Annotated in this window: 36 protein-coding genes; 4 read left to right on the forward strand and 32 right to left on the reverse strand. The window is 46.7% G+C overall.

Annotated features, from left to right (window positions below):
* Positions 1 to 5: 5 nt before the first annotated feature.
* The 21 genes from LIQ05_RS02420 to LIQ05_RS02520 all read right to left on the reverse strand — a co-directional run bounded on the left by LIQ05_RS02420 (position 6) and on the right by LIQ05_RS02520 (position 11,708).
* Complete coding sequence (locus tag LIQ05_RS02420) at positions 6 to 953, reverse strand: radical SAM protein (RefSeq protein WP_226818277.1); 948 nt, start codon at positions 951 to 953, stop codon at positions 6 to 8.
* Positions 943 to 1,164, reverse strand: coding sequence for a hypothetical protein (locus LIQ05_RS02425; protein WP_114002373.1), 222 nt, complete (start codon positions 1,162 to 1,164; stop codon positions 943 to 945). The genes LIQ05_RS02420 and LIQ05_RS02425 overlap by 11 nt, the downstream gene beginning before the upstream one ends.
* Complete coding sequence (locus tag LIQ05_RS02430; RefSeq protein WP_226818279.1) at positions 1,140 to 1,316, reverse strand: hypothetical protein; 177 nt, start codon at positions 1,314 to 1,316, stop codon at positions 1,140 to 1,142. The genes LIQ05_RS02425 and LIQ05_RS02430 overlap by 25 nt, the downstream gene beginning before the upstream one ends.
* Positions 1,313 to 2,128, reverse strand: a complete 816-nt coding sequence (locus tag LIQ05_RS02435) for a hypothetical protein (RefSeq protein WP_226818281.1) — start codon at positions 2,126 to 2,128, stop codon at positions 1,313 to 1,315. The genes LIQ05_RS02430 and LIQ05_RS02435 overlap by 4 nt, the downstream gene beginning before the upstream one ends.
* A complete protein-coding gene (locus LIQ05_RS02440) occupies positions 2,103 to 2,366 on the reverse strand; it encodes a hypothetical protein (protein ID WP_226818283.1) in 264 nt (87 codons plus the stop codon). Before LIQ05_RS02440 ends, LIQ05_RS02435 begins: the two co-directional genes overlap by 26 nt.
* A 16-nt stretch (positions 2,367 to 2,382) precedes the next feature.
* Positions 2,383 to 2,577, reverse strand: coding sequence for a hypothetical protein (locus LIQ05_RS02445; protein WP_226818285.1), 195 nt, complete (start codon positions 2,575 to 2,577; stop codon positions 2,383 to 2,385).
* The gene (locus LIQ05_RS02450; protein ID WP_117469505.1) at positions 2,577 to 3,008 is read right to left on the reverse strand and encodes a single-stranded DNA-binding protein; all 432 of its coding nucleotides are present in this window, start codon (positions 3,006 to 3,008) and stop codon (positions 2,577 to 2,579) included. The genes LIQ05_RS02445 and LIQ05_RS02450 overlap by 1 nt, the downstream gene beginning before the upstream one ends.
* A complete protein-coding gene (locus tag LIQ05_RS02455) occupies positions 3,005 to 3,622 on the reverse strand; it encodes a hypothetical protein (RefSeq protein ID WP_226818287.1) in 618 nt (205 codons plus the stop codon). Before LIQ05_RS02455 ends, LIQ05_RS02450 begins: the two co-directional genes overlap by 4 nt.
* Positions 3,623 to 3,647: 25 nt before the next feature.
* Positions 3,648 to 4,340 carry a DUF2786 domain-containing protein gene (locus LIQ05_RS02460; protein ID WP_226818289.1) on the reverse strand — a complete coding sequence of 231 codons (693 nt, stop codon included), beginning with the start codon at positions 4,338 to 4,340 and terminating at the stop codon, positions 3,648 to 3,650.
* Positions 4,333 to 4,662 (reverse strand): hypothetical protein, encoded by a 330-nt coding sequence (locus tag LIQ05_RS02465; RefSeq protein ID WP_114002379.1) that lies wholly within the window; start codon positions 4,660 to 4,662, stop codon positions 4,333 to 4,335. Before LIQ05_RS02465 ends, LIQ05_RS02460 begins: the two co-directional genes overlap by 8 nt.
* Positions 4,659 to 5,522, reverse strand: a complete 864-nt coding sequence (locus LIQ05_RS02470; RefSeq protein WP_114002380.1) for an ATP-binding protein — start codon at positions 5,520 to 5,522, stop codon at positions 4,659 to 4,661. The genes LIQ05_RS02465 and LIQ05_RS02470 overlap by 4 nt, the downstream gene beginning before the upstream one ends.
* Positions 5,407 to 6,480, reverse strand: a complete 1,074-nt coding sequence (locus LIQ05_RS02475) for a phage replisome organizer N-terminal domain-containing protein (protein WP_226818292.1) — start codon at positions 6,478 to 6,480, stop codon at positions 5,407 to 5,409. Before LIQ05_RS02475 ends, LIQ05_RS02470 begins: the two co-directional genes overlap by 116 nt.
* 13 nt (positions 6,481 to 6,493) lie before the next feature.
* Positions 6,494 to 7,528 carry a hypothetical protein gene (locus LIQ05_RS02480; protein ID WP_226818296.1) on the reverse strand — a complete coding sequence of 345 codons (1,035 nt, stop codon included), beginning with the start codon at positions 7,526 to 7,528 and terminating at the stop codon, positions 6,494 to 6,496.
* 65 nt (positions 7,529 to 7,593) lie between these two features.
* Positions 7,594 to 7,851, reverse strand: coding sequence for a hypothetical protein (locus tag LIQ05_RS02485; protein ID WP_117469500.1), 258 nt, complete (start codon positions 7,849 to 7,851; stop codon positions 7,594 to 7,596).
* A 438-nt stretch (positions 7,852 to 8,289) separates the two neighbouring features.
* A complete protein-coding gene (locus tag LIQ05_RS02490; RefSeq protein WP_226818299.1) occupies positions 8,290 to 8,463 on the reverse strand; it encodes a hypothetical protein in 174 nt (57 codons plus the stop codon).
* 12 nt (positions 8,464 to 8,475) lie between these two features.
* Positions 8,476 to 8,988: a hypothetical protein gene (locus LIQ05_RS02495; RefSeq protein WP_226818302.1), complete on the reverse strand. Its 513-nt coding sequence runs from the start codon at positions 8,986 to 8,988 to the stop codon at positions 8,476 to 8,478.
* A gap of 63 nt (positions 8,989 to 9,051) precedes the next feature.
* Positions 9,052 to 10,023: a hypothetical protein gene (locus LIQ05_RS02500; protein WP_226818304.1), complete on the reverse strand. Its 972-nt coding sequence runs from the start codon at positions 10,021 to 10,023 to the stop codon at positions 9,052 to 9,054.
* On the reverse strand, positions 10,020 to 10,259 hold the full coding sequence (locus tag LIQ05_RS02505; protein WP_226818307.1) for a hypothetical protein: 240 nt from the start codon (positions 10,257 to 10,259) through the stop codon (positions 10,020 to 10,022). The genes LIQ05_RS02500 and LIQ05_RS02505 overlap by 4 nt, the downstream gene beginning before the upstream one ends.
* 4 nt (positions 10,260 to 10,263) lie before the next feature.
* Positions 10,264 to 10,551: a hypothetical protein gene (locus tag LIQ05_RS02510; protein WP_226818310.1), complete on the reverse strand. Its 288-nt coding sequence runs from the start codon at positions 10,549 to 10,551 to the stop codon at positions 10,264 to 10,266.
* Positions 10,552 to 10,555: 4 nt separating this feature from the next.
* Complete coding sequence (locus tag LIQ05_RS02515) at positions 10,556 to 11,305, reverse strand: hypothetical protein (protein ID WP_226818313.1); 750 nt, start codon at positions 11,303 to 11,305, stop codon at positions 10,556 to 10,558.
* A gap of 208 nt (positions 11,306 to 11,513) precedes the next feature.
* Positions 11,514 to 11,708, reverse strand: coding sequence for a hypothetical protein (locus tag LIQ05_RS02520; RefSeq protein WP_118563254.1), 195 nt, complete (start codon positions 11,706 to 11,708; stop codon positions 11,514 to 11,516).
* Positions 11,709 to 11,888: 180 nt separating this feature from the next.
* On the opposite strand from LIQ05_RS02520, the gene LIQ05_RS02525 reads away from it, so the two are divergent.
* The 3 genes from LIQ05_RS02525 (at position 11,889) to LIQ05_RS02535 (ending at position 15,224) form a co-directional block, all read left to right on the forward strand.
* On the forward strand, positions 11,889 to 12,413 hold the full coding sequence (locus LIQ05_RS02525; protein WP_226818316.1) for a helix-turn-helix domain-containing protein: 525 nt from the start codon (positions 11,889 to 11,891) through the stop codon (positions 12,411 to 12,413).
* A gap of 258 nt (positions 12,414 to 12,671) precedes the next feature.
* Positions 12,672 to 13,031 carry an SWIM zinc finger family protein gene (locus LIQ05_RS02530; RefSeq protein WP_226818320.1) on the forward strand — a complete coding sequence of 120 codons (360 nt, stop codon included), beginning with the start codon at positions 12,672 to 12,674 and terminating at the stop codon, positions 13,029 to 13,031.
* Between the two features lie 186 nt (positions 13,032 to 13,217).
* Positions 13,218 to 15,224: a recombinase family protein gene (locus LIQ05_RS02535; protein WP_226818323.1), complete on the forward strand. Its 2,007-nt coding sequence runs from the start codon at positions 13,218 to 13,220 to the stop codon at positions 15,222 to 15,224.
* Between the two features lie 27 nt (positions 15,225 to 15,251).
* Here the strand turns inward: LIQ05_RS02535 and LIQ05_RS02540 are convergent, their stop codons facing one another.
* The 7 genes from LIQ05_RS02540 to LIQ05_RS02570 form a co-directional block, all read right to left on the reverse strand.
* Positions 15,252 to 15,395, reverse strand: coding sequence for a hypothetical protein (locus LIQ05_RS02540; protein ID WP_182457014.1), 144 nt, complete (start codon positions 15,393 to 15,395; stop codon positions 15,252 to 15,254).
* Positions 15,396 to 15,528: 133 nt separating this feature from the next.
* Positions 15,529 to 16,659 carry a hypothetical protein gene (locus tag LIQ05_RS02545; RefSeq protein ID WP_226818325.1) on the reverse strand — a complete coding sequence of 377 codons (1,131 nt, stop codon included), beginning with the start codon at positions 16,657 to 16,659 and terminating at the stop codon, positions 15,529 to 15,531.
* Between the two features lie 64 nt (positions 16,660 to 16,723).
* Positions 16,724 to 16,900 (reverse strand): hypothetical protein, encoded by a 177-nt coding sequence (locus tag LIQ05_RS02550; RefSeq protein ID WP_226818328.1) that lies wholly within the window; start codon positions 16,898 to 16,900, stop codon positions 16,724 to 16,726.
* A 172-nt stretch (positions 16,901 to 17,072) separates the two neighbouring features.
* On the reverse strand, positions 17,073 to 17,552 hold the full coding sequence (locus LIQ05_RS02555; protein ID WP_226818333.1) for a DUF6465 family protein: 480 nt from the start codon (positions 17,550 to 17,552) through the stop codon (positions 17,073 to 17,075).
* 274 nt (positions 17,553 to 17,826) lie between these two features.
* Entirely contained in the window at positions 17,827 to 19,881 is a 2,055-nt protein-coding gene (gene recG, locus LIQ05_RS02560; protein WP_226818335.1) for an ATP-dependent DNA helicase RecG, read from the reverse strand.
* Between the two features lie 167 nt (positions 19,882 to 20,048).
* The gene (locus LIQ05_RS02565) at positions 20,049 to 21,695 is read right to left on the reverse strand and encodes a DAK2 domain-containing protein (protein WP_264292704.1); all 1,647 of its coding nucleotides are present in this window, start codon (positions 21,693 to 21,695) and stop codon (positions 20,049 to 20,051) included.
* Between the two features lie 60 nt (positions 21,696 to 21,755).
* A complete protein-coding gene (locus tag LIQ05_RS02570; protein ID WP_226818338.1) occupies positions 21,756 to 22,115 on the reverse strand; it encodes an Asp23/Gls24 family envelope stress response protein in 360 nt (119 codons plus the stop codon).
* Positions 22,116 to 22,328: 213 nt separating this feature from the next.
* Here LIQ05_RS02570 and rpmB point away from each other — a divergent pair, with 213 nt between their 5' ends.
* Positions 22,329 to 22,514 carry a 50S ribosomal protein L28 gene (rpmB, locus tag LIQ05_RS02575; protein WP_118578056.1) on the forward strand — a complete coding sequence of 62 codons (186 nt, stop codon included), beginning with the start codon at positions 22,329 to 22,331 and terminating at the stop codon, positions 22,512 to 22,514.
* Positions 22,515 to 22,814: 300 nt separating this feature from the next.
* Here rpmB and LIQ05_RS02580 read toward each other — a convergent pair whose 3' ends face one another.
* From LIQ05_RS02580 to LIQ05_RS02595, 4 genes are all read right to left on the reverse strand, one after another.
* Positions 22,815 to 23,192, reverse strand: a complete 378-nt coding sequence (locus tag LIQ05_RS02580) for a GerW family sporulation protein (RefSeq protein ID WP_226818341.1) — start codon at positions 23,190 to 23,192, stop codon at positions 22,815 to 22,817.
* A gap of 2 nt (positions 23,193 to 23,194) precedes the next feature.
* The gene (locus LIQ05_RS02585) at positions 23,195 to 24,280 is read right to left on the reverse strand and encodes a DUF2953 domain-containing protein (RefSeq protein WP_226818344.1); all 1,086 of its coding nucleotides are present in this window, start codon (positions 24,278 to 24,280) and stop codon (positions 23,195 to 23,197) included.
* A gap of 4 nt (positions 24,281 to 24,284) precedes the next feature.
* On the reverse strand, positions 24,285 to 24,596 hold the full coding sequence (locus LIQ05_RS02590) for a hypothetical protein (protein WP_226818346.1): 312 nt from the start codon (positions 24,594 to 24,596) through the stop codon (positions 24,285 to 24,287).
* A gap of 136 nt (positions 24,597 to 24,732) precedes the next feature.
* On the reverse strand, positions 24,733 to 25,188 hold the full coding sequence (locus LIQ05_RS02595; protein ID WP_226818350.1) for an NUDIX hydrolase: 456 nt from the start codon (positions 25,186 to 25,188) through the stop codon (positions 24,733 to 24,735).
* Positions 25,189 to 25,213: the final 25 nt, after the last annotated feature.

Genomic DNA, 25,213 nt, shown 5'->3' on the forward strand with positions numbered 1-25,213 from the left:
CTTAATCATCCTTTTTTCGGATCATAGTCTTCAAATCGGCTGATTGTTCGGAATATCCGCCTATTATTCACATACCTTTGAAGAAGCCGAACCGGATCATTCCCTTTCGTGTGTTCCTTGTCGTAAATCATCACATAAGGATCATAGCCCAGATCGCGAAGTGTATAGATTCTTTCAAGGTCTTGTTCGAATGTGGTGTCAAAATTCGTCAGGACATACACACTTGTTTTTCTGGCTCCCCATCCGGTTATTTCCTTGAACTGGCGGAACTTCGGAAGGATTGTTTCTTTGTCCTGGTACTTATCCCAGGCAAAATGAACGCTTTCGACGCGAAGTTTTCCGATCATTTCCGCCTTTTCTTCGGTCATTAGCCGAATATCTAAGCCCTGGTTTATATTTATCCTCGCCTTACTGTCTATTAGCTGTTGCAATAATTCTTTCCAATCCCGACAAGCTAAAATATTCGGATCGCATAGCATTATATTTTTCTGTCCATGCCAGAATTCGGATAGATCAGCAACCTTGACCGAACATTTTCCTTCTTTCGCGGCCACATGGCAAAAGTCGCAACCGCGCGGACATCCTCTTGTAAGAAATCCGTAAGCCGTGTCGGTTATTCCGTAAAGGCCATAATCTGGATAAATATGTTCTATTTCCGGCGGAAGCGGAATGTCCTTCGTTTTGTCGAATTCTTCTTTTCCGTCCTTCAAAGAAATACAATAACCGGATCCGCCTTTTATTACTTCGTCGGTGTCGATATAATATTCATAATCCGGTGTAAAGCTGAATACTTTTGACATATACACCCGATCCATGTGTCCCGAAAATAACGGCTGATACCACGAAACATCGTCGCCGCGTGCCTTGTGGTATGCCGATATTTTCATCAATGGGATATTCGGGAAATTATGTCCGTCAACATCAATCAGACCGATTTTCTTTTTACTCGACATTCGACCGATCGAAGGTTGTAAACGATGTCTGTCCGTTCTCGCGGACTGCTTCGGTTCCGACAACGATTTCCAGTTCAACCGGTTCATTCTTTACCAGGTCAAAAACGACAAGCGCCTGTCCCTGTTCCACTGCGTAGGTGATCCCGGTCGCCTGGCTAGCTTCGGTCATAAGGGACATAAATTTATTTATTCTTTCCTGTTGATTTTCCATTTCTTTTCCTTTCTGGCCTTCAAGATCCATTCTTCCTGTTCCCGATCTTCGTCCTTCTTTTCATCGTCGCTTTTACGTGACACGGCCGCGGCCAGTGCGAAGATAAACGCTAGGAATACCACGGCGGCGGCCATTATAACCAGGGCTTTCATTTCGCGTCTCCTTCCTGGATAAGCTGTTCGCCGTCGTAAGTGTAGACATCCGCGGCCGGGATCGTGTAAAAATTCGGGTAAAAATTATATTTCTGGATCCAATCCTGGAAGACAGCTTCAAGGCCGTTTTCCAGTTCTTCGATCTGTTCCTTTGTGGCGTCGTCCAGGTAATCGTCGGCCCACTCGCCGCCCTCGTCCTGGGCCTGGCACTGAACCGCTTCGATCACGTCGTAACCAGAATTTGAAAGCGACGGACGATAAAATTCACACTGGCCGACGAAGATCTTATTCGGAATCCCTCTTTTCGGTGGATATTTCTTGAATTCCTCAAATTCCGCGATCGCGTCCTTCAAGGCTTCTTTCGTGTTGTTATAGGTGGCTCCGTAAGTCTCGCCATCGAAGCTATACGCGACCAGGTTCGCCGTGTATTCCTGGATATAACACCAACTTTGCGGCGGCCTGACAACTCCGGCCGTGTCAATCTTGAACGCCTGGTCGAATTCGACCGGTGTTCCTTCCTGGACGTGCCAGCCATAAAGACAAGTATCGGTTTTCCCGTTGGCCCCGTTGGCGTATTCGAATAATTCGCCAGGTTCTAGGCCGGAACATTCCGAAAGTTCCTTGTAATCGTTGGTTTTCTTGATATAGTCGCAAGTAAACGCGCCCATGATTCCGCGGCCGGTCACATAGCAGACCACCCGGAAGGGATATTCAATCCCCTTCGGTCTGTTCTTGCGGATTTCCAGTTCCTTTTCCCCGGAAAGAATTTTCTTCCACCATTTTTCCTTAATGCTTATCAGGACTGTTTTCACTCTCGATCGCTCCTTTCTGGATAAAGCCCTTAATTTCTTCGATACACTCCGGGCAAAAATCTTTTACCGTGTATCTGTTGATAAAGTCGAAAAGACCGCAAAACAGGCCGTTTTTCTTCGATTCCTGACTTTTCTTTTTTCTCTCCGCTCTAGCCGGAACTATTTTGATTGTCTTTGAATTTACTTCATCGAACGTCTTTCCGCACCGGTCGCAAGTGCAAATTGTTTTTACCATCATTCTTTTTCCTTCCTGGCTATTTGTAAATTATGCCGGTGTGCTTATTCTTGAAGCCGATCCGGCCGTGGATCTCATAGCCTTGTAATTCTGCAATTTTCCTGAATATCTCCACAAGATCGGTTACTTCCTGCGGCTGTTTATCGGTCTTTCGGATCGCGCGTTCCGCCGTAACGTCACGATAACCGGAACCGTTGTATTTTAAGTCGTCCATTAACGGAACGGGAATTCCCCGTCCCCTTCCGGGATGTCCATAAACGAACTATTTTCCGGCGCCGGCGGTGGAACCTGTTCGTTTTCCCTGGTCTGTCTTCGTGTTTCTTCCTCTGCCTTCGTTTCGGCGAAGTTGATTTCATAGACGCGGACAGTCTTTGTATAGATTTTTCTTCCGCCAGGCTCCGTATAATGCCCGGATTCCAGACGGCCGACAATCTCGACCTTCTTGTCTTTTCTTAAAAAGTTTTTCGCGAATTCCGCGTTATGTCCGGTACACTTGCAGTCGATAAAATCGACCGCCTGGCCGCCGTCCGGGATTTTACCGTCCCGGACGCACATAATCGTAAATGTGGCAAATACGGCCCGGTCGCTGTCGTATTTCAAAACCGGATTGTCCGTAAGTCTGCCAGATCCCAGCCATTTGTTCATTTGCTTTTTCTCCCCTTTCCTTTTCGTCTCATTGGTTTGTGGTGCATTTTCAGCCAGTTATTCGGCATTTCCCGGTAGTCAATCGGCTTGTCCATGACTTTTCCGACCGCGGCGGATAGTTCAAGTAATGCTTCCGCGGCCGCTTCGCAACCCATGCCGAAGCCCTTCAAAACTGTGTTAATGTTTCGAAGGCCGGCCTGGCGTTCGATCAGATTCGCTATGTAGCGTTGGAATGTTTCATCCGGCGGCAAGTGCCGCGCGATCTCCCTTGTCAGGTCTTCCGGCAAGTAGAAGACAATCGCTCCGTAATGTTCCGAAAGGGCTATCACATAGACCGCGAACATGTCAAGGCCGACTTCATAGGCGAATAACAAGTTCACTTCGCCGACCGTGTGGGTTTCCTTTCCGAACTGAAATTCAATCCGGTTAATAGCTTCGTAGATCTCCGCTTCCGGGTCAGTTTCTTTCGACGGCTTTGAAGATAAAAATTTTCTTTCCCTTGCTGTACTTTGCAAGTTTTTTTCGCTTTCTTTCAGCGTCTTTCTCTGTCCCTCGAATAATCGCTCTTTCCTCGCCTTCCACAATGATAAAATACTTTTCTTTACATTCCACAAAATTCATTCAACCACCTTCCCGTTTCTATTCTGCCAGGCGTTCCTTGTCGCCGGCGTTTTGAAAATTCTTCCCGTCGATATAGCCATACTGGCGAAGAAGATCGTGTTCACTGCTTCTTTCAAATTCCCGTTCCTGGTATTCTTCCATTCCTGGGATTTCATCGACAAACGCGTTCACTTCTGCCGGAACCAGGCAAGCCAGGGCGAAGGTTTCGCTTTGTTTCTTCTGGTCTTCGAAATTCTGGTGAAGTCCGGCGTTAAAGCCTTCGACGTAGTTCATTTTTTCATTCCGGCCAAACTCCCGGCCGGCTTCCGCATAAATCGCCCGAAGTGTCGCCATTCTCCGGCGGATCACCTTCACGGCATAATTAAAAATGTTAATGCTGATCTGTGCGTCTTCGTCGAACCCGAAAAATTTAAGCCGGAACGCGCCGCCGGATCTGCGTCTTGACGAAATAACCGCCCGACACCTGAAATTCCCGGCAATCAGACAGCCAAGATCGACCACCCAGTCGTCGCGGAACGACGGTGACGTGTAGGACACAACCGGGCGTTCCTTCGCCTTGTCCGGGTTGATCTGGCTCATTTCGATTTCGTACTTTGCCATTAACTCTTGTGCTTTTAACATGGCGGCCTTCGCTTCGTTCTCATTATCCGAACTGGATAAGGCGATCAGCTTTTCGATCTTGTCAATGATCTTGTTATCTGCTTCATTCATGTTCTTTCCCTTTCTCGAATTTAACGACGACCGCTTTGTCGTCGATGTAGTAATCAGCCGTTATTTTTCGGCTGTTCACGCCGTACATTTCAACGATTTCTGGTATATTATCGTTCACGGCGTCGAATTCAAGCCCGTGTTCCCGGCACTGGGCGACCGCGCTTTCCAGTGCTTCCCCGACGCGGCACGTCCACAAAATAACCTTGTGGCCGCCAGTCCGAAGATCTGAAAGCCAGTTCATCAGGGCTTCGTTCGGTTCCCCGACTTCCGGCCACTTTCCGGCACTGGATAACACGCCGTCGAAGTCAACCGCTATAATCACGCCCCCAGAAGACGATCCAGAAGGTCGTCGTTCTCCTTCCTGGCGATTGCGGTTCTGATTGATTCGTCCGGGAACTGCACCGGCAACGCCATTTTGATAATTCGGTTTATGATTCTGTCGTCGAAATTCAATTCTTCCATGCGGCAATTACTTGTAAAAATTGTCACACGCTTTTCGATCATGCGTCCGTTTAAGATATTATAAAAACGCTCATTGATCCAGGGTTTCACGGCTTCGACGCCGATGTCGTCGATCACCAGGACGGGAACCGAAACGATTTCCTGGATCAATTTCTGTTCGGTTTCTTCGTTCTTCCATTCGCCGCCCCAGGTTGCTTTTATCTGATCCAGAATTTGAATTGTGGTCGCGAACTTTGCCGCGATGATCTTTTTCTGGATCAGGTCGTTTGCAATGGACACGGCCAGCCTGGTTTTACCGGATCCCTTTGTCTGTGAATAAAAATATAAGCCTTTGCCGGTTTCCCGGATCTCGTCGAACTGTTCCACGTACCGGGAAGCGATAACCTTCGCCATCTGGGCCAGTTCGCGATTCTCCTTCGTGCTATAACAGTCGGTTTTGAAATTCTCGACCGTGTGGCCTTCAAATTCCTTCGGGATAGTGGCGAAGGACAGCTTTCTTTCGATTGCCTGGCGTTCGAAGATTCCGCATTTGCACCGGCGACAAAATTCGTACCCGTCCGGGCCTGTCACCATTTCCCAGCCGCTATCATGGCAAATCGGGCAATTATATTTCGGTGTCTGATCGTCCGGCGTTTCTTCGGAACCGTTCAAGCGCCGCGCTCGTCGTGCCATCAGGTCGGGAAACATTTTGTTCATTGTCTCCTGGATTGATTCTTCCATTTGCGGATCCCCCTTTGTTTTGATATGTGCCTTCAAGCGTCTTCAAGGCGTTTGTTTTATTTATCAGCCAGTCGAAGGAACAACCGTTCCATTTCCCATTTCTGCCGGAAAGAAAGTCGCTGTTCTGTGCCGCCTGGAAAATGATGTGTAATTTTTTTTCGGGTTCCAGCCCCGGAAAGATTTTCAGTTTGTCCAGTTCTTTCACCAGGGAACGGATCTTCGCCTTCCTGGTATCATTCAATCCGCGGATTCCTGGAAGGGCTGGACAGGTATTTCGAAAGTCTTCCACGATCAGGTCATAAGATAACCGATCCGTTTTCTTCGGTTTTTCCGGTTCGCGGTCAGGAACTTCGGATTTTTTTCCCGAAGTTTCGACTATATCTTCGTTAGAAGATATATTATATATATCTATATTCTTATTCTTATTCTGTTCCGTGATTTCACGATTTGTCACGCGTGATGTAACGTGACGCGTCACGCCATCGGTCACGATTTCAGCTTCTTCTTTCGGCAAAACCGCCGGTTCTTCCTGGGGTTCTGACTTTTCTTCCGGCTGTGACATTCCCAGAAGGGCGCGTTTCTTTTCGCGCTGTCTCTGCTGTCTGATCCGGTTTTGTTCTCTGATTCTCTCCATGCCTTCGCTGTTCTGGTTCGCTTCGAAGTTGGTTATGTAGATCCCTTTTTCGGTTCTCTCGATCATGTGGAACTTCTCGAAGGTCGTAAGGGCCAGGCGGACGGTTGCCAGCGGCTTATTAAAAATAGTCGCCAGCATTTCGTCAGAATATGGGAATTCGTCTTCGATCAAGACAAGACCCTTCGCGTTGCATTTACCGGCAAGCGCAAGAATACGGATCCACACGACCAGTATCGCGTCGCCTTCCGGCATGGATTGAATGATTTTGATTTTATCGTCGTCAAACATATCTACACGAAGTTTGATCCAGTTAATTTCCGCCATAAAAACACCGCCTTTATAAATACTTGCTCATAATGTCCCGTTTTGATTTTGGTTTCGGGGCTTCCGCCGCCTTCTTCGGCGGCTCCAGATCGTCCAGGAAGTTAATTGATTTCTTCATCCGGGTTTCTCTGGTTGCTGTCAGGTTCTTTTCGATCACCTCTTTGTTTTCATCCACTTTTTTATACACAATATCCAGACGTGATTGTGGATAAGTCAGCCCCGAAATACAACAAATTGTGATTCCTTCGTCATTGAAGGTCTGGAAGGTGTCGATCGGGGTTCCGATCGCTTTTTCCAGTTCCGGCATGGTTACACCGTCCGACAATGACGCTGTGATGTATTTAACGGCTCTGTCGCCCTCGATAGGGGCGTAAGGGTTATCTTGTATAGCCTTAATCGTTTCGGCGCTGTTTTTGGCCTTTCTGGACGTCACAAGGGCCATTCCGTGGGCGCTTAGTGTCTCCATGATTTCGGCCTTGTCAATATTGCCCTTCACGCTCTTGTGTTTCTCCGGCACTTCCAGGAACGAACAGAAGTCGTCCACGAAGGAAGTATTGATTGACAATTTTTCCGCCCGGTCGTTGTCCAGGATGAAGCAAGCGGCCGTTCCGGCGATTTCTGTCAACTCTGAAAAACAGTCGTAAGAATTGATATGCGCCTTCACGCTTTCATTCTGCCCCGGAACAATCGTGATCGCTCCGATGGCGCGGCCTTCGTCGATTAAAAGGTCAATCAACATCGGGCCGGCTCCTGAACCGGTTCCGCCGCCGCTGGCGAAGATAACGAACGTCAGATCCGCCTTGATTTTGGTTTCAATCTCTGCCGCGATACGGTCGAAGTCGTCGATCACAAGCTGTTTCGCCTTCCGCCGGTTCTTATTGCAACCTTCACCGCCCGGAATGTGGTATTTATATTTTGCGTGTTCCAGGGTGTCAAGGTCTTCCTGGGACGTGTTGATGTAAAGGACATTAAAGCCCCGATCTTCGAAAAGCTGTCCAATGTTGCCGCCGGCCTGGCCGACCGCTACAAAAGCAATTTTATTTTTCATGTTCTGATTCTCCCTTCGTGGTATTATCGGACGTTTTCCGTCCGGTTGTCGTTTCTGTTCTGGCGTCACTTCGTTTCATGCTTCGCCCCTTCCAGGAATTCCCGTCCGGTGTCCGTGATGAAGAACGTGTCCGCCCGGCCTTCTTTCAAGCCGCGGCCGATATATCCGGCGTCTTCGAATTCCTTGATTTTTTTGAAAATTGTGTTCGGCTTATAGCCGAATTCTTCCGTGTCGGAAATCTCCTGAACCGACATTGAAGATAATTTGTTCGTCGCCCCGTTCTGGGAAAGGATTGACAAAACGATAAAGCCTAGTCTGTTCAAAGTTTCACCGCCTTTTTTCTCTGATTTGCTCTGATAAACTCTGATAAACTCTGATAAACTCTGATAAAGTCGGATTTACTCTGATAAACTCTGATTTATTCTGATTTATTCTTCCAGCGGCCGCGGCTGTCCGCGTTCCGCGACGACTTCTTCGAAAGTTCTATCGCCTAACATTCGTTTACCTTCCACGCGCCCACATTTCGGACACTTGCCGTTTGAAATGCACGAAAGGAATGTGAAACCACAAGTACAATAGACTTTCCAGAATGGATCCGTTGCCTTTGTGATTCCGTCTATGCAATACGGGGCTTCCCTTGTATTTCTAACGATTGACATTTCTTCACGTTTCCCCTATAATTATTAAAGGCTGTGTCCAAAACGCGGCCAACATCGGGCGCAACGTGTCAGGGTTCCAATCTTTGACGTTGCGCCTTTGCTTTATGCTGAATTTTTCGCCCCGATCGCGCGGTCTGTCATAATGCCGATTGTCAGGGCGTCCAGGGTTTCCGAAAGTGCGGCGTCAAGTTCCTTCGGCGTTTTGATTCCGAAACCCTCTAAAATGCTTTTTAAGTTCTCAACCTGGCCGTTCTGGCCTTCGTTTGTTTTCTTCATACTCTCACCGCCTTAATAGTATTCATCCGGGGCCGTAACGTGGAACCAGACATTCGTTCCATTCTGCCGCCAGTCAACGCGAAGATATTCAAATTCCTTCGTGACCGTCTTGTCGATGTCGGCTTCGGTTCTGTCGTCGTCCAGGTACTTTTTGAACTTCCTTGTCCGGCCGTTGGCTTTTAAGATGATCCATTCGCGGCCGATCTGCCAGCGAATGTTTTTCTGAATTTCTTCGTCCCATTCCGGGAAAGAACAATACTGATATTCGCGGACGAAATGAACCGCTTTCGGGTACATAGTGATTTTCGTGTTCATTCCGACACTGTTCATGTACTTTACGCAATGGGCGGCGAACAGTTCTTTCTGATCGGATGTAAGGTCTTCATATCCAGGCGTTTTTCTAATATCGAAGCCGTGAATAAAAAGAATGTCTTCGGCGGCGCGTAAACAGTAATCAGAACGGCCGCACGTTTCGTATAATCTGCATACGCCCTTGTAGGACGTGTTGATCGTTGGTTTATACATGGTTCCACCTTTCCGGCCCTTACGGGCCAATTAACGCGCTATCGCGCGGAATACAGATTTCAGTTACCGGATAACAGGTTCCCCTAAACAAGCGGAGAAGAAGCCGAGGTTCGACCCGACGTGCGAACGAGGGCCGTACAAGGACAACGCGGAAGGGCCAGCGCTCGAAGTGCTGAGGTAACTGCCAGAGACGTAACACACCGCTTCGTCCAGGTCTGCGTCAGCCGCGAACCAGGCGTCGTCTTTGTCCATGCCTTCGGTGATGATCCCTAAATCCTTTAAGATCTCCGGGATCTTGTCCGCTGGAAGATCTACAACCACGTCGCGGCGTCTCACCGCGTCCCAGCCTTCCACTTCGCCGGACGTTGTAATCATCAAGCCGTCTTCGCCTGGGCCAATCTTTACCGGATCCGGGAACGGAAGATCGTCAATGTGAACTTCCTTGAATTCCTGGCTTCTTTTGGAAAGGTCGGCTTCCGGGTGTGCCGCGTCATTGTCTGGCATATACTGGAAGACGCCATTCTTTAAGCGTATACCGGCGATCATTTTCCAAACCAGGCCGACCACATCAGCGACGCCCGTTTCTTTGTTCCCGTTATGGAACCAGGAAGCCGGGCCGGATCCGGTCAGTGTCCGCCAGGTGTTCGGGACTTCGATTCCGACTTCGGTTTCGTCATTGTAATAATGTCCTTTCCAGGTGTTCCCGTGGACATCCTGGTTCGTGTGCTTTCTTAACCAGTTCCATTCGATGGCGGTCATTAAGTGCCAGCCGGCGCCCTTCTTTCTACAAGCCGCGATCGCGTCGTCCATGTCGATAGATACCTTCGGATCCATCAGCGGCAACGAATACGCGCGGCCGTTCTGGACGCAATTCACGAAGCGGCTAAGATATACGGCGTCATACTCAACGCCACGGACGAAGAACATTCTGTCGGCTTCTTCCGGCGTCTTCGCCGTGTTCTCAACCTTTAACATGATGGATGGAATCCCCATGTCGTCATATTTCAAAACAACGCTTTCCTTTGTGTTACTCATTCGCTTATTTCCTCACTTTCCTTTTTGTCGAACATTCCCAGGCGCGCGCCCAACTCGACGCAACCCAGAACAATTTGTGTCAGGTCTTTTCCAGATACGCCGACCATTTCAAAACTTAACGTCGATTCGCCGTTCGGTTCATCCTTGATCTTGCAGAAGAAACCCTTTTCGACGGTTTCGCTTGTGCCGTCGGTGTAGTTGAAAACAAAATTCTTGATTTCCTTTTCCTGTGCCATGCTCTTATTCTCCTTCCTTCGGAAGAATCAGTTCGGACACATGGAACAGATAACCCAGTGAACCGATCTTTCCATAAACGACTTCGTTGTCGATCGGGACGTCAAAGCCCTGGGAACCGGTGCGGATCGCGTACATCATCGCGGCCGGGTTGCCGTTGCTATCCATCCAGGAAAGGCCGCCGGTTACATTCTGCCAGTAGTCTTCGATTATGAAGTCGGCGCCGCCGAACTTCGGGATCTCGTTTCTGACCTTCACGGTCTGTCCGGCGAACCGGAATTTTTCTCTTGTCATTTGCTTATTTCCTTTCTATCTTCACCGCATAGCCGCGGCGTTTTAACTCAATCACAAGTTCCTTTGTCTTTTCGGCTTTCAGTTTTTCCAGGTGGGCCATATGCTTTTTATAACCTTCTGATCGCGTCGGATCCTTCATCCGGTGAAGATTGTCTTCCGGCGCAAGGTCGAATAATTCCCAACAAGAAATAACGCGTGTGTCCTTTTTGTTCAAAATAACAATCCAGTTCATGTTGAGATCGTAATATACCCGGCCGCGATACACCCGGCCGTCGTACCAGTAACGGAAGTATTTAACGTCGCCGTTGTGAATTTCTTTTCCGTCGCGATCCAGGCCATACTGGCCTTCGTGGCCTTGCCCGTCCAGCGCGTGAAGATCAAAATTCATGTCGGTTTGCGGATAGTGGCACGATTCAACGTATCGCGCTTTTACCCATTCTTCCGCGGTCTTTGTCCTTATACTGGATTTGTCTTCGACTTCCACAAGGGTTTTTAATTTCTTGACAATCAGGTTCATATATTTTTCATATTGAAGCCCGATCAGATACGGCATTTTTCGCCGTTTATCAAAATCATAAAAACCGCCGTGTGGGTTTTCGTGGACAATGTCCTGATAGAAAACAATTTCGAATCCGGCCGGGAATCGCTGGGCCTTGAATTTTAAGTCCCTTCGTTTTCCTTCGATGTAATTCCTTCGAATTATCTTCGAAACGCTTTCGTCGTGGTGTACGTCGAAGCCTTCGTCTTTCAGCATATTAAGGATTTTCCAAAAATACGCGTCGTGAACGAATTTCTGGTTCCGCCGCCATACGCCCGAAGGTCGTTCGGTTTCGTTATTGAACCGGAACATTGTGTCATAGATTCTAAAGTTATCCATATTCAATTTTCCCTTTCGCTTATTTCCAACATCTGCCGCCGATTGCAGTCGGCTTCCTGGCTATATGTCGAAGTGCTGGCGGTCTTTATCTGACCGCCATTGCAGTTTTGGCTAAGTCATTCGCATAAGCGGCGCCGGCTTCCATACCGTTCATATACGCCAGCATGACGATTTCGAACAGTGGGCGTTTACCACCAGGAACGCCTTTGATTACTTCACATAAACGTCTAGCGTCTGTGATCTGTTCGGAAGTTAAAGACTCTTTTTTGGTCTTACCCATGAAATCACTTCCTTTCTGTGTGTGCTGTGTTTTTTGTATCTATGAACATGATACTTCATAAATACAAGTTTGTCAACCTTTAATTTTTGTATTTATGAAGTTTTTTGTATTTATGATATTTTAAGATTGACTTTACAAAATTTTGGATATATAATCAGGTCAGAAAGCGAGGTGAAAAAGTTGAATATTGGTGACAGAATAAAAAAAATAAGAAAAGAATTAGATCTAACACAACAAAGATTCGGCGAAAGAATCGGTGTTAAAGGGAACACCATCGCGCAATATGAATTAGGAAGAAGCAATCCTGTTGATTCCGTCATTTCTCTAATGATAAGAGAATTCAACGTAAGCGAAGACTGGCTTCGATACGGTAAGGGTGAAATGTTTAAACCGGCTCCGTCCGACGTGCTGGATCAGTTGGCAAGCGAATATAATTTGTCGAACGCTTCTTATATAGCGATCGAAAAGTTCGTAAATCTGAAACCAGAAAAAAGAAATGAATTGATTGAATTTTTCCTTGATATTTCGAAGGCTATCCTGGAAAGCGATGTCGATCCAAGTGCGGCGGCACTCCCGGAAAACTTCGCCGCTGGATTTTCAGAAGATTCTTTGATCCAGGCGTTTGTGAACGCTCCAAAAACGCCCGAAGAACTGGAAAAGGAATTCCCGGCCAAAGAGCCAGATCGGAATAAGGAAACGGGCTAGGCGCTAAAAAGCGCCCGGCCTTCTGCTTATAAAGCTATACTACCAGATCAACAAATATATTTTCGTTCTTCCAGCGAAATTTGAATTATAATACACTGTCTTAAATGCCGGATAGCAGATCGCATATATACGCCGGTCGTTGTAATCTATGTATTTAATTGTCATAAGCACCACCCCTTTTCCAGAAAGGCCGGGCTTGTTTATTATAATTTTTGTGAGTTATATAAGATACTGGTAATAAATAGCAGAAAGGGAATTATGATTTTGAAAGTAATAGTCGGCGGTGTGGCTGTCTTCCTTGCCGTATGGGCCTGGAAGATCCACATATACTTGAAACGCCAAAAGAGAAAGGAACGCGACGAAGCGCCATTTCACCGGTGGGCCGATGAAGTCCACCAGCGACCGGGCCAGAAAGAAAAACTTCGCCAGGCAAAAGAAGAAAACATTTCCGTTCACTTTGAAAGTGAAAAGAAGTGTTTCGCCAGGATGAAGGCGCCGGACGACCAGGAAGAAGTCTGGTGTGGTCTGGGAATGTGTCAGTGCGGCACGTTCAAGGCCGATCATTTACCTTGTAAGCACATTTACAAGCTGGCCTTAATTAAAGGGCTGATTCAGTAGTTTTATAATAAAATAAAAACAGCCGGTCAACGACTGCAATCACTGACCGGCTTTAATACCAGGCAACCGAAAAAGGTCTTCTGATATTGGAAATAAGCACCCTATATTATAGCAGAGAAGGCCAGGAAATGCAATCGGCTTTCTTTTTTATACCCTTTTTTCGGTTCCTGGGGAAAGGGGCTTTTCATGGCTTATGTCAGGAACAAGAAAAAGATCCTGAAATTCTGGTCGAAAAAGAAAGCGGCCCTATACGTCCGCGTCTCGACCAGGTATCAGGTTGATAAAGACAGCCTTCCTTTTCAGCGTAAAAAATTAAAGGAATACTGTAAATTTTTAGGGATTGAAGATTTTGTGATTTTCGAAGACGACGGCTATTCGGCGAAGAATACCGATCGGCCGCATTTTCAAGAAATGATGTCGCGCGTCCGGGACGGGGAATTCTCCCACTTGATCGTCTGGAAAGTGGATCGTGTGTCCCGAAACCTTCTGGACTTCGCGGCGATGTACCAGGAATTAAAAGACCACAAGGTCACTTTTATTTCGATGAACGAACAGTTCGACACTTCGACCGCCATCGGCGAAGCTATGTTGAAAATTATTCTGATTTTCGCCGAACTTGAACGAAACATGACTTCCGAACGTGTAACCGGAATCATGCTGGATCGCGCGGAACAGGGATTGTGGAACGGTGCGCGTATGCCGGTCGGCTATCGCTGGAACCCGGAAATCAAATTCCCGGAACCGGATCCAGAGGAAACGAAGATCGTCCAGTTTATTTTTGACGAATACGAACGGGTTCGTTCCACAACGAAGATCGCCCGGTATCTGAACCACAATCAGATCGCGTCGAAGCGCGGCGGCCAGTGGACTTCGAAGCTGATCCGCGATATTATCCGAAATCCGTTCTACATCGGGACATACCGGTATAATTTGCGTGAGTCCGGTCGTGGCCCATTGAAGCCGGAAAGCGAATGGATCGTCCGGGAAAATAATCATCCGGCCATTATCACGAAAGAACAGTTCGACCGTTGCAACGCGATCATGGATGAAAACGGAACCAGCCGCGACACGTCCGAACTTCGGGCCAGGAAGTACGTTCACACCTTTTCCGGTCGCCTGGTGTGCGGCAAGTGCGGCGCGAATATGATCGCGTCGAAGGATAGAGCCAGGGCGAACGGCTGGCGGCCGTCAATGTACCGTTGCGCCCAGCGGTCGCGAATGATGGATTGCGACAACTCAAAGACAGTAAACGAAAGCTATATCGGCCCGTTTATCTTTAACTATGTGGCGAACCTGGCGCGGATCCAGAAGAATTTTAAGAACATTAAAACCCTGGAACAGTTGGAAAAGGAACTATTGAAAGGGCCAGAATTCGAAAATATGAAGGTCAGCAAAGAAAGCCTTCGCCGGACGTTTGACGCCCTGGCCTTCCAGGAAGTCGGAAAAGGCGCGTATCTGCCGGACATTGACCTTTCAGACGGCGACGACGATTACACGGCGGCCGAACAGCTTTCCATTCTGAAACGCGAACTTGACAAGTGTAAGACCGCGATTGACCGGTTGACGGATCTTTATCTTTACGATCCTGATTCCATGACGAAAGAAGAATTCGCGAAGAAGAAAAAGGATCTTGTGAATAAGATCGCCGGATATGAAAAACAGATTGAAGCCAGCCAGGCGACGGGCGACAAGGACGATCTGGCCGACCTGGAATTCATCAGGAAGGCGTCGGCGTTCCTAGTCGCTCAAAGAATCGTTTCGAAGAAACACGTCGATTATATCCAGATGGCCCTTGACCTGGACAACGAAATTCTGAAAGATTTTGTCGATCAGATAATCGACAGGATCGAAATTCTGGAAGGCCGCGTCCAGTCGATCCGGTTCGTGAACGGTCTTGTCCATGAATTCACATATTCAACCCCAGCGAATCTTCCAGTCTGCCAGAAGTGCGGCGGCCGTATCGGTTCGACGTGCGGATGTCGGACAAGAACCTTCGATTTTGCCGGCAAGCCATACCGCCGGATCAAAGTCGGGGATCCAGGCGACAAGTTCCAGGGCGTCTCCGGTGCTGTGTGTCCTGAATGTTCCGCCCAGGCCGGCCGCTGGCACCATTGGAAATGTGGAATTGAACGGTGTCCGATCTGCGGCGAACAGTTAATCGCTTGCGAACATGGGCCAAACGGGAAAGATTGATGGGAAGGGGCTTTCGCCCCTTCTTTTTTAACAGTTACCGTTTACAACCGGTCTGACAATCTGGTATTCGATGAAGGTCTTCGCCATGATTTCGGCTAACTCTTTATCAATGCCCTGTTTGATTAAGTCTTCCTTGTATGCTTTCTTTGCTCTTTTCTCTGCTACTGTCATTTTTTATTTCCGCCTTTCCTTAACTTCTGATTACATTATACACTTTATAGTGTAATATGTCAAGTATTTATTATACATTTTCTTTACTTTTTACACTATAAAGTGAAAAGCCGCCATTTCTGGCGGCTTCGGTTCATTCGTTTTCAAGATATTCTTTAATTCCTGGAAGTGTGCGTTCATTAAATCTTATCATGTGATCGAAAGCGGTGTCGATCTGGCGTTTTGTCGGTCGCCTGTCGGCCTTGTAATCAAAGAATACACTTCCGCGCGGATCCGGGTTCCGAATGATCGCCCAGCCGTCGGAATATAATTTGTCCAGGGCTTCGTCGAAATCATAAAACTTTCTTTCCCTGGCCTTTAAAATATAATGCGCTTTCGTATGATGTCCAGCAAACGAACAACTGTAATAATTGCCGGAAGGATCTATCAATCCATATTCGGAAAGAAAATCGTCCGGGGATGTGGTTCTATTCAACTGATCGGAATTCGGTTTTTCTTCTGTCTGTTCCTGGCGCTCCTGGTTAATTTCTTTCATGGCCGCGTCATACTTCATATTGCGGTGTATGATTTCTTTCGCCTTCTCGCCGGTGGCGAACCCATTATTTACAAGCGATTTCAAGTGATTTTTTAACAGCGTGAACAACTTTTCTTCGTTCTGATCTGTTACCGGGCCGCCAATTAGTTCATAGACAAGTTTCGGCCGCTCAATTAAATAAAGGCCATTATCCAGATACTTTCGTTCCTTTTCGTCCCAGAATCCAGGAAGAAGGCGGCTGGCATGATACCATAAATTTTCGGAAGAATAGGCCCACAATCTGACTTCCTGATATGGCGTCAAGTGGCGGCCGAAAGCTTCCTGAACGTCCCGTTCATCGTCGAAAACCAGATTGTCAACCGGTTTGTATTCATTTATATTTTTGTCACAAGAATACGGATCCAGATAAGCCAGCGGCCGGCGTTGAATGTCTTCTTCGATTTTTCGGATCATTTCTTTTTTCTGGTACTCTTTGAATTTATCCGCAAGCGGTCGGATCCGTTCGCCATCCTCGACAAGTTCAAGTTCATTCACGCCGACAAGGATCTTCCGGCCTTCCAGGATTTCAACGACAATTTTCTTCTTTTCTTCTTCGGATATTTCGTCCGTCATAAGACAGGAAAGAAGAAGTTCTTCGCACTTCTCGTATTCGCGGTTTTCGTCCCAGAACCAGGATCGGGCCAGGTGGCACACAAATTCGCCCTGAATTTTGAAGGATAATTCTTTCATTTTTCACTTTTCCTTTCTTCGGAAAAGTCTTGTATTTTCAAATAGATTGCAACGTCTTGTTTTCTTAAACAGTCGGACATCCAAAAGTCTGGAGACAATAGGTGATGGGGTGTCCCAGTTCCTGCTCCTTCAATGTCACCATAGTGGCCAGCTTCGCCATATAATAATACTGGCGGTCTGTATCGTCCTGAGGTGGATTGGTGCTTGTATCTATCTTACTGAAATCAATTTCATTAAACATATTTTTTTCCTTTCATAAAAAGAACCCCTGTAGGTCTACGGGGCTAATCCTATCTAAATATTTTACCGTATTTCCTACCTTTTGTCCAGCTATTTATTTGCCGCCCTGCAACAAAAAAAGGGCCCCGGAGACCTGCTTTCACAGATTCCCGAAGCCCTTTATATACGGGAAATTACAGTTCTACGTAATGTCCCTCAGCTTCACCGTTTACTACATAATATGCCTTATTCTCTTCTGTCTTAACGTAAACTTTAATATCCTGGATCTCTTCCTCTTTCTTGCCTGTCATCTCTGTCCAAGCCTTCTTAACCTCAGCCACCAGATCCTTAGTAGTGAATTCCTTACCTGCATACTGAATGAAAACTTCCTCAGCAGCAACCGCTGCCTTCTTAGTTCTTCTTGCAACAGGTTTCTTAGCCTCTGCCTTCGGAGCAGCAGCCTTAACTGGAGCCTTAGCAGTCTCTTTAACAGCCTCTTTAACTGTCTCAGTAGCTGCCTTTACAGTCTCAACAACAGCAGTCTTAACAGCCTCTGCCTTGGATGGCTCAGCCTTTACTTCTGCTGCAGCTGTAGCCTTAACCTCTGCTACACTCTTAGCTGCCTTCTTGGCTGCCATAGTTTCTGCCTTTTTTGTAGTTCTCTTTGTAGCCATTATAATAGCCTCCTTGACGGTGAAAATATTCTTCGATCTTGCTTCTACGTTAGGATACTACGAATTAATTTTTTTTGCAAGTTTTGGTAAAATCCCCCTTGACAAGCATTTTTTGCAGCTTCATAGGTAAAAATACACAAACAAACCCATTTTATTTTTAGAAATCCCCAGTTTCAAATCTGAAAATCCAGATCATTTTTGTTTCTTTGCACAGTTATTACCAAAAATGGAGGCATTTTCTTTATTTTTTTCGTCGCCTATTTCCATGCAAAACCTATAATCCAAGGTTTTCAAGGTCATATTTCATATAAGTATTTAATCTTTCCCGCAATTTTTCATGCTGTGGCAGCTGCAATTCACGGTCAAGCTCCAACAGCCCGCCAGCTGCATCACTGGCCGCCTTCAGCACATCAGAGTCCTGATAAATATTCCCGATCCGGAATTCCAGCTGTCCGCTCTGACGGATTCCAAACAGATCTCCCGGTCCCCGGAGCTTCAGGTCCTCCCCTGCAATAAAAAATCCATCGTTGGATTTATTCAAAATCTCCAGTCGCTTAGAGGTTTCCTCTTCTTCATTTCCCTGCATAAAAATACAGTAGGACTGATACTCTCCACGTCCAACACGTCCCCTCAGCTGATGAAGCTGGGCAAGTCCAAACCGCTCTGCATTTTCTACCATCATCACAGTGGCATTGGGCACATTTACCCCTACCTCTACTACCGTAGTCGATACCAGCACCTGGATTTCTCCCTTGGCAAACTGTTCCATAATGGCATTTTTTTCCTTGGGCTTCATCTTTCCATGAAGCATGCCGATGGTGATATCGAATGGAAAGATCTCCCTCAGGCGTGCTGTATAGTCCGTTACATTTTCCCCATCTGCGCCCTCGCTTTCTTCTACCATAGGACAGATCACGTAGGCCTGGCGCCCCTCCCGCACCTGGCGCTCTATAAAGGAATAAGCCTTTGGTCGGTAGGAAGTGCCAACTACGCAGTTCTTAATAGGAAGACGCAGGGCTGGAAGCTCATCTATAATAGAAATATCCAGGTCTCCGTATACAATGATAGCAAGGGTTCTGGGGATAGGGGTGGCACTCATAACCAGTACATGAGGCGCATTGCCTCTGGTGGTCAGGGCTTCCCTCTGCTTCACACCAAAACGGTGCTGCTCATCGGTGATCACAAGGCCCAGGTTTTCGTACATTACTTTTTCCTGGATCAGCGCGTGGGTACCAATGATCACATTTGCTTCCCCGGACGCAATTTCCCCGTAAATTCTCCTTTTCTCCTTCTGGGTGGCAGAACCAGTGAGAAGAACAGGATGACAGGAAGTGATTCCCTGCTCTTCCATTAATTTCGTAAAGGCCTCAAAGTGCTGGTTTGCCAGAACCTCCGTAGGCACCATCAAAGCTGCCTGATAGCCATTTTCCACAGTGAGGACCATAGCCAGAAAAGCAAGAATGGTCTTTCCGCTTCCTACATCTCCCTGAACCAGCCTGGACATCAGGGAGTGGCTGCAAAGATCCCGTTCGATCTCATGCCAGGCATTCAGCTGTGCCCTGGTCAAACGATAAGGCAAGCCTTCCATGATCTGCTCTGTCGTCCATACCGGCTTCATGGGAAATGCATTAGGGGCTTCCTCTGTCTTGCCCTTCAGAATCTGCACTGCCAGGATAAAAAGCAGAAATTCATCAAATACAAGGCGTTTCCGGGCAACAAGAAGCTCCTGCATATTTGCCGGAAAGTGAATGGTGGAAATGGCGTAATTGTCGTCTGCAAGGTGGTAAAATTCCTTTATCTCATCTGGCAGAAATTCAGTCTGCAGGCTCTGCTCATCCAGGATCTGGTGCATCAGCCTGACGATCAGCTTATTGGTAAGACCGGCCGTAAGTCCGTAGATTGGCTGCATGCTGTGAAGGATTTTTTCATAGGCTGCTGCCGTAAAAATCTCCGGATGCTCCATCTCCAGCCGGCCTTTCTTTTTGGAGATCCTGCCCCGGAGGATGAAACAGCTGCCTTTTTTTAATGTATTTTTCAAATAGGGCGCATTAAACCACACGACAGGCAGTCTGCCGGTGGTATCTGCCACTGTAATGGAAATTACCTGAAGGTTGCGGATCTTGTTTACGTAAACACCAGTGGTAATGGTGCCGCAGATGGCAGCCACAGAATTTTCCTTCAGAGAACCGATTTCCTCTGGAGCCTCATATGCGTCATAATTTCTTGGATAATAGTGAAGCAGATCGTCGGTTGTGGTGATACCGATCTTCTGAAATAGTTTTTCTGTTTTTTCTCCTACACCTTTTAGTTCCCGAAGAAGTTTTGCCACTGTTTTTCCCCTCTTTCTGATTTAACGAATACTTAACATTCTCTGCGAATTTGCCCGTTATTGTAGCAGCGGTCAAAGCCTCATGCAAACATGAACTTTGACTCCTTGCTCCCTAAAAAGAAAAAGGACGGAAATCTCCCGCCCTTTTCTTTTTATAGCCGAATTATTTATTCAACAGAAATAATGTAATAGTAGATTGGCTGTCCGCCCATGTTTACCTCTACTTCACAATCCGGATATGCTTCTTCCAGCTCTGCTGCAAGATTCTCAGCGTCTTCTTCTGTAGTCTCGGCACCATAATAAATGCTGATCACCTCAGAATCCTCATCAACCATAGCCGCCACCATCTCTTTGGCAACCTTCTCACGGCCCTTGCCTACTGCAAGGATTCCATGATCGCCAATTCCCATAATGTCGCCTTCATGGATCTCTTTCTCATCCAGTCTGGTGTCGCGGACTGCATAAGTTACCTGTCCGGTCTTCACCATGGATACAGCCTCCATCATGGCTTCCAGATTCTCTTCCCCGTTCAGCTCCGGCTGGAAGCTGATCAAAGCTGTAATTCCCTGAGGAATGGACTTGGTAGGAACTACCACAATCTCTTTGTCCTCGGTAAGGTCTCTTGCCTGATTTGCCGCAAGAACAATATTCTTATTATTCGGGAAAATATAAATCGTATCTGCATTTACCTTAGCGATGGCATTGAGCATGTCCTCCGTACTTGGGTTCATGGTCTGACCGCCCTCAATGATGTAATCTACATTCAGCTCTTTAAATAGTGTGGAAAGTCCCTCTCCAACAGAAACGCTGATAAAGCCGTATTTCTTTCGCTCCTTAGCTGCTTTCTCTGCAGCTTCCTTCTTCTCCTGCTCTTCCTGCTCCCTGGCAAGTTTCTCGGCATCCTTGATCAGTTTCTCCTGATGCTCCTCACGCATGTTATCGATCTTCATACGGGAAAGGGCACCGTAGGTCAGGGCTTTCTCAAAGGCCTGTCCAGGATGGTTCGTGTGTACATGTACTTTTACGATCTCATCGTCTGCCACCAGAACAATGGAATCTCCAATGGATGTCAGGAATTCCTTGAAGCTATGAAGTTCTTCATCTGGAAGTGGTTTGTCCAGAAGAATGATGAACTCTGTACAGTATCCGAATTTAATATCTGCTTCTGCCTGCTGGGAGATCTTGGTGACTGCAGGACCGGAAGAAGCCTTCTCAAATGCGGAATAGTCGATTTCTTTGCCAAGATAGCCGTCAAATGCGCCGCGGAAAACTTCCAGAAGACCCTGTCCGCCTGAGTCTACCACACCGGCTTCTTTCAGAACTGGAAGCATCTCCGGTGTACGTGCAAGGGTCTTCTCTGCGTGCTCAAAAACAGCGCGGAAGAAAAGCTCCAGGTTGGCTGACTCTTCCGCGATCTCCGCAGCTTTAACAGCAGCCTCCCGCGCTACCGTAAGGATTGTTCCTTCCTTCGGCTTCATAACTGCCTTGTATGCAGTCTCTACAGCCTTCTCCATAGCAGCTGCAATCACAACTGCATCCATCTCCTTATATCCCTTGGTTCCCTTAGTAAAGCCTCTGAGAAGCTGGGAAAGGATAACTCCTGAGTTGCCTCTGGCTCCACGCAGGGAACCGGAAGAAATGGCCTTGGCAAGTGTCTCCATATCCGGATCTGCCAGGCTGCTTACCTCTGCTGCAGCTGACATGATGGTCATTGTCATATTCGTACCGGTATCTCCATCCGGAACCGGGAATACATTCAGCTCGTTGATCCATTCTTTCTTCGCTTCCAGGTTCTTGGCTCCTGCCAGGAACATTCTGGAAAGTATCTTGGCGTCTATGGTCTGTCTATCCACCACAAGTTTCCTCCTCTAATCCTAATCTATTGCACGAACGCCTTCTACGCAAATGTTGATCTTCTCAATCTCCATTCCTGTAAAAGCCTCGACTTTGTATTTCACATTGTTTACAAGATTATCTGCAATCGTGCTGATATTCACGCCGTATGCCACGATCACGTGGAAATCAAGGCGGATTTTATTATCCTCTGTGATCTTAACATTTATACCATGCTGCAGGGAATCTCTTCGGAGCAGCTTCACAAGACCGTCTTTCATGCTGACAGCTGCCATACCGATAATACCGAAACATTCTACTGCAACGCTTCCTGCATAAGTCGCAATTACATCCGTATCAATAATGATCTGGCCAAGACCTGAATCTATACGTCCTTTCATATGGTTTACCTCCATTAATTTGGTTTTCAAAATGTATATACCATATTATACCCTTTTTTTCTCCATTACACAATGTCCAATTTTAGCACGCATTTAAGCAAATAGCAAATTTATTTTAAATTGTTTTAAAATTTTCCTTTTTTTTGCTTGCAAAATAGTTTTCCATCTGTTAAAATATGAACTGTTGAAAAAAAGCGTCAAGGAGGTGCTATCATGGCTAAATGCGCAATTTGTGAAAAAGGTGCTCATTTCGGAAATAATGTGAGTCATTCCCATAGAAGATCCAATAAGATGTGGAAATCAAACGTGAAATCCGTTAAAGTTAAAACTGAAGGCGGAGCTAAGAAAATGTACGTATGTACTTCCTGCTTAAGATCCGGAAACGTTGAAAGAGCCTAAGAAACACCTGCCCTCACATTTTTGTGGGGGCTGTTTTTTTGCTCTGGTTACTGATAATGGTGGCACAATACAAAATGGGTATGGGAGGATTAGCCGATAATCTAATCTTCTCATACCCATTTATTTACAAAACAGGTGATAGCCGCACAGCAGACATAGGGCTGCTGTGATTAGAAGTGCAGTGGTCTCGGAGACAAGTAAGCTGATTACCATGCCTAGTCCGATGAAGAACAGCATAAAGCCAAGAGCTTTTCCCATGATTCATAGAGCCCCGCATCTTTGGTTTACTATATTTTATGCTTATTCCTCTTCAGAATTTACAGTTTCTTCTGCGGTGTCACTTCCACCAGGCGCAAAGCGGTTTACAAAGTCAGGAACCATATCCAGAACTTTAGTAAGACCATCCTGGTTCTTTACGTTTACAAGCTTGGTGGTACCGTTCTGGATAACCAGGACTGCACATGGGGTCATCTTTCCGGCAAGACCGCCGCCGCCGTTATTTTTCTTCTCGCCTGCGAATGCACCGGCGCCAACACCAAAGGATACATCCACCAGTGGAAGTATAATGGTATCTCCTACATGAATTGCATCTCCCACTACTGTCTTGGCAGATACAAAGCCATCCATTCCCTTAAACAGGGAGCTTACGGTTTCTTTAAAGTTGTTTTCATTTTCCATTTTTAGTCCTCCTTATGCTTCCATCGGTTGATAACGTATTTTATATTTTTATTGAAGTAAATCTCTATTGCTGCCTTTATGAACATGATGCCATAGATACGGCCTTTCAGGGATACGTTTCCTGTCAGCTGGTTCCCTCCTTCAAAAAGAGGTGTAACCTGGATCCGGTTCTTATGGAATGGAAACGTCATTCCAAGGATGGCTAAGACTGTGCCTGTGATAGATGGATCTTCACAGCCAAAGGTAACTGCACCTTCCACTTTTGTTGGCAATACGTGATGGATCAGACCTTTTGCATCTTTCCACACCAGGGAAAGAGCTGCCTTGGTGCGTTCATTGGTGAGAAATGCATTCCACCAGTTAAGTTTGCCTGTTATGCTGGAAAGTGTTTTCTTTATCGTTCTGATTTTCTCGATAATACCTCTAATTATTGAAATAATCTTATTCCAGATATTTCCCGGGAGCCAGATTATTTTACTTAGTATTTCCCGGATACGGGCAAATAAACCAGGCTTTGGATTCGCTTCTGTATCTTTCTCCTGCTCCGGCACTGATTGCTCCATTGTCTGAGATTCTATAGATGTATTTTCCAGTTGTACGGTTTCCACCTGTTTCTGCGCTGGCGGTTGTGCCGGTTTGTTTTCCTGCTGCACCTTCTCTGCTTTTGCATCACCAGCAGAATCTTTCACTGCCGGCTTCGTTTTTCTATTTTTTTGGGGTGTTCCCTTCGTCTGCACAGATTTCTTCATTTGTCCGCTTCCAGAGTATCTGCTGCCTGAACGCTTTCTGGTATTGCCTTTTAATTTTCCCAGCCAGCCTTTTATGGATTCTACGGAAACCCCAAAGAGGGTGATCACCAGCTTTCCTTCCCCATTATGAAAGGAAAATCTGGCGCATATGGCCCGAAACAGCCAGGTGACTCTGGCTTCCGCTTCTGTTTCCTTGAAACTGTCTGTCTCCTTCACAGCCTGCGCCCGGTAGCGTACCGGACAGAAAAGCAAAAGAAGCACCGCAAGGAGCGCAAGTCCCAGCAGGATTCCCAGTACGACCAATATAAATTTTATGAGGATCCACAGTATATGTAACATGCGCTCACCTGTTCTTAAAATATTCTTTTACCTGAAATGCACCAGTCTCACCATAAATATTCTTCACAATATCTACCGCCATGTCAATGGCCTCATCTTTTCCCTTGGCCATGCCAACGATTTCCGGGCATCTGGCATAATAACTTTTCTGGATCAGCATATAGGAAGGCACAATCTCCAGAAGGTTCCCCGGATTCTCTGACAGGGTAACAAGATAGACACCAAGAGCCATCTTTCCTGCATCAATTCGCCTTCGTGCCTTTGCTGCATCCTTGATTCCTTCCCCTATATAATAGTCTTCTCGCCATTTCAGCATATTGGACACAACACTCCTTTGTTATAATAATGATTTCCCTTTCCTGGGAATTTTAAACATCATTTGGACAATCTAAATCGTTATACAACAAAGGCTGCGTAAATCAGCTACGCAGTCCTTATTCTCTCCCCATGAGTCAGAAATATTTCTGCTGCTTGTCCCACAATCCGGCACTTCGCAGTTCCAGATATTCCTGATACGCCTTCTCAACAATCTGCTTCTCGTTTGCAAAACGAAGCAGATGGTAAATCTCGTGGAACTTGTAATATCCGGAATCCACAAAAAATTCCTCTCTTTGAGGCTTGCTATGATAATTATCCGCCGTCATAAGATACCAATGTACCTCTTTGTTGACCATGTCCTCCGGCACTGTGAAATTATACTGGCTCTTGCCCACATACTTCACAATGGAGGCTCTCACATCAGCTTCCTCCTTCACTTCCCGCAATGCGGTCTGCTCATGAGTCTCTCCAGGCTCTACGGTTCCCTTCGGTAAAACCCAGCCTTCGTAACGGTTTTTGTAAGATTTATATAGTGCAAGAATCTTACCTCGATGAATTACCACACCGCCACAGCTCGTTGCTTCTATCATGCTGCAATCCTCCTGTAATGCGTGT

Origin of the sequence: Blautia glucerasea (assembly GCF_020537505.1) — a bacterium.
GTDB lineage: Bacteria > Bacillota > Clostridia > Lachnospirales > Lachnospiraceae > Blautia_A.

Bases quoted from the DNA above. Each gene is read 5' to 3' on its own strand.
- LIQ05_RS02420 (WP_226818277.1), bottom strand. From the start codon at position 953: ATGTCGAGTAAAAAGAAAATCGGTCTGATTGATGTTGACGGACATAAT.
- LIQ05_RS02425 (WP_114002373.1), bottom strand. From the start codon at position 1,164: ATGGAAAATCAACAGGAAAGAATAAATAAATTTATGTCCCTTATGACC.
- LIQ05_RS02430 (WP_226818279.1), bottom strand. From the start codon at position 1,316: ATGAAAGCCCTGGTTATAATGGCCGCCGCCGTGGTATTCCTAGCGTTT.
- LIQ05_RS02440 (WP_226818283.1), bottom strand. From the start codon at position 2,366: ATGATGGTAAAAACAATTTGCACTTGCGACCGGTGCGGAAAGACGTTC.
- LIQ05_RS02445 (WP_226818285.1), bottom strand. From the start codon at position 2,577: ATGGACGACTTAAAATACAACGGTTCCGGTTATCGTGACGTTACGGCG.
- LIQ05_RS02450 (WP_117469505.1), bottom strand. From the start codon at position 3,008: ATGAACAAATGGCTGGGATCTGGCAGACTTACGGACAATCCGGTTTTG.
- LIQ05_RS02460 (WP_226818289.1), bottom strand. From the start codon at position 4,340: ATGAATGAAGCAGATAACAAGATCATTGACAAGATCGAAAAGCTGATC.
- LIQ05_RS02470 (WP_114002380.1), bottom strand. From the start codon at position 5,522: ATGGAAGAATCAATCCAGGAGACAATGAACAAAATGTTTCCCGACCTG.
- LIQ05_RS02475 (WP_226818292.1), bottom strand. From the start codon at position 6,480: ATGGCGGAAATTAACTGGATCAAACTTCGTGTAGATATGTTTGACGAC.
- LIQ05_RS02480 (WP_226818296.1), bottom strand. From the start codon at position 7,528: ATGAAAAATAAAATTGCTTTTGTAGCGGTCGGCCAGGCCGGCGGCAAC.
- LIQ05_RS02490 (WP_226818299.1), bottom strand. From the start codon at position 8,463: ATGAAGAAAACAAACGAAGGCCAGAACGGCCAGGTTGAGAACTTAAAA.
- LIQ05_RS02495 (WP_226818302.1), bottom strand. From the start codon at position 8,988: ATGTATAAACCAACGATCAACACGTCCTACAAGGGCGTATGCAGATTA.
- LIQ05_RS02500 (WP_226818304.1), bottom strand. From the start codon at position 10,023: ATGAGTAACACAAAGGAAAGCGTTGTTTTGAAATATGACGACATGGGG.
- LIQ05_RS02505 (WP_226818307.1), bottom strand. From the start codon at position 10,259: ATGGCACAGGAAAAGGAAATCAAGAATTTTGTTTTCAACTACACCGAC.
- LIQ05_RS02510 (WP_226818310.1), bottom strand. From the start codon at position 10,551: ATGACAAGAGAAAAATTCCGGTTCGCCGGACAGACCGTGAAGGTCAGA.
- LIQ05_RS02515 (WP_226818313.1), bottom strand. From the start codon at position 11,305: ATGCTGAAAGACGAAGGCTTCGACGTACACCACGACGAAAGCGTTTCG.
- LIQ05_RS02520 (WP_118563254.1), bottom strand. From the start codon at position 11,708: ATGGGTAAGACCAAAAAAGAGTCTTTAACTTCCGAACAGATCACAGAC.
- LIQ05_RS02530 (WP_226818320.1), top strand. From the start codon at position 12,672: ATGATTTTGAAAGTAATAGTCGGCGGTGTGGCTGTCTTCCTTGCCGTA.
- LIQ05_RS02535 (WP_226818323.1), top strand. From the start codon at position 13,218: ATGGCTTATGTCAGGAACAAGAAAAAGATCCTGAAATTCTGGTCGAAA.
- LIQ05_RS02540 (WP_182457014.1), bottom strand. From the start codon at position 15,395: ATGACAGTAGCAGAGAAAAGAGCAAAGAAAGCATACAAGGAAGACTTA.
- LIQ05_RS02545 (WP_226818325.1), bottom strand. From the start codon at position 16,659: ATGAAAGAATTATCCTTCAAAATTCAGGGCGAATTTGTGTGCCACCTG.
- LIQ05_RS02550 (WP_226818328.1), bottom strand. From the start codon at position 16,900: ATGTTTAATGAAATTGATTTCAGTAAGATAGATACAAGCACCAATCCA.
- LIQ05_RS02555 (WP_226818333.1), bottom strand. From the start codon at position 17,552: ATGGCTACAAAGAGAACTACAAAAAAGGCAGAAACTATGGCAGCCAAG.
- LIQ05_RS02565 (WP_264292704.1), bottom strand. From the start codon at position 21,695: ATGTTCCTGGCAGGAGCCAAGAACCTGGAAGCGAAGAAAGAATGGATC.
- LIQ05_RS02570 (WP_226818338.1), bottom strand. From the start codon at position 22,115: ATGAAAGGACGTATAGATTCAGGTCTTGGCCAGATCATTATTGATACG.
- rpmB (WP_118578056.1), top strand. From the start codon at position 22,329: ATGGCTAAATGCGCAATTTGTGAAAAAGGTGCTCATTTCGGAAATAAT.
- LIQ05_RS02580 (WP_226818341.1), bottom strand. From the start codon at position 23,192: ATGGAAAATGAAAACAACTTTAAAGAAACCGTAAGCTCCCTGTTTAAG.
- LIQ05_RS02585 (WP_226818344.1), bottom strand. From the start codon at position 24,280: ATGTTACATATACTGTGGATCCTCATAAAATTTATATTGGTCGTACTG.
- LIQ05_RS02590 (WP_226818346.1), bottom strand. From the start codon at position 24,596: ATGCTGAAATGGCGAGAAGACTATTATATAGGGGAAGGAATCAAGGAT.
- LIQ05_RS02595 (WP_226818350.1), bottom strand. From the start codon at position 25,188: ATGATAGAAGCAACGAGCTGTGGCGGTGTGGTAATTCATCGAGGTAAG.